The organism is Oleiphilus sp. HI0079, assembly GCF_001635105.1.
The window spans coordinates 1-1137 of record NZ_LWFT01000063.1; the positions used below are offsets into that span (position 1 = coordinate 1).

At 48.2% G+C, this 1137-nt stretch carries 1 pseudogene; it reads right to left on the minus strand.

Going from position 1 to position 1137, the window contains the following annotated elements:
- Nucleotides 1-477: 477 nt before the first annotated feature.
- Nucleotides 478-1137 (minus strand): annotated as a pseudogene (locus tag A3750_RS00960) (CDP-6-deoxy-delta-3,4-glucoseen reductase); the annotation flags it as partial.

Genomic DNA, 1137 nt, shown 5'->3' on the forward strand with positions numbered 1-1137 from the left:
ATCGGAGCTTTGGAAAAGAGTACCCGGCAAGTATCGTTTTGATGAACACGTAATTTATGCCTACACACGGGAACTTCTAGCGATTCGTGCGGATTACGAAGCGGAAGTTATTCTTCGCAAAGCGCTTGATAACAACTGGAGTGAGAATCTTGCGGACGCTTACGGGCGCACTCAAGGCAAAGATAGAACCGAGCAGCTATTACATGCAGAGAAATGGCTAAAGGAGCGTCCGAACAGCCCTAGGCTGCTGCTTGCACTTGNGCGCCTATCTCTTCGCTGTGAACTATGGGGCAAGGCGGCCGAGTATCTTGCCGCAAGCCAGAAACAACAGGCCTCGCTTGAAGCGGTTGCAGAACTCTATCGCTTGTTCACTCATTTAGGTAAACCCGAGAAAGAGACCGAAAACCTGCTCAACAATCTAATGAACCATATCCAACTACCAGAGTTACCACAGCCGCGCTTAACGCGAAGCAATCACTAGATTTGATCACGGCTGACATACTCAAGCACATCAGAATAAAAATGCTCTTGCGATAGGCCTGCCTGCTCAAGCGCATCAAGCGATGTATAAACCAATTTTGGTGAGCCGGCGGCAAATACGAGGCTATTGGACAAATCATCGTGACTACTCAAGATCGCATCCGCTAGCAAGCTATGATGTTCCGTACAGGTTGGATCAAGCGTTTCTGTAACTACACATTCAAAACGAAAATTTTCGTGCGTTTCCGCAAGGTTCTGCACGCTTTCTAGCGCATACAAATCGCTTTGCTTTCTCGCGGTCCAGTAGAGACTCAACTCTTGCTGAAAGCCGTTCGCTAAAAGATACTCGATGATGCTTTTCATCTGCGCAAATCCGGTTCCCGCAGCAAGTAATAACACTGCAGAGGAGGGGACACGATCAAGACAAGCCTTACCAAATGGCAGCTTCACACTGACCGACTTGTTGTCTTGAAGGAACTTCACAATCTCCAACGCTTTTTCTAGATGCGGATCCGCCTGAATATGCAGCTCAATCTCCCTAAGTCCCGGAGCGCTCGCAATAGAAAAGTACGCGTCTTCGTCTCGCTGAGGCAGATCAAGCGCTAAATATTGTCCAGCAAAAAAAGCCACCGGTTTACCCGCTGGCAATTCAAGAAT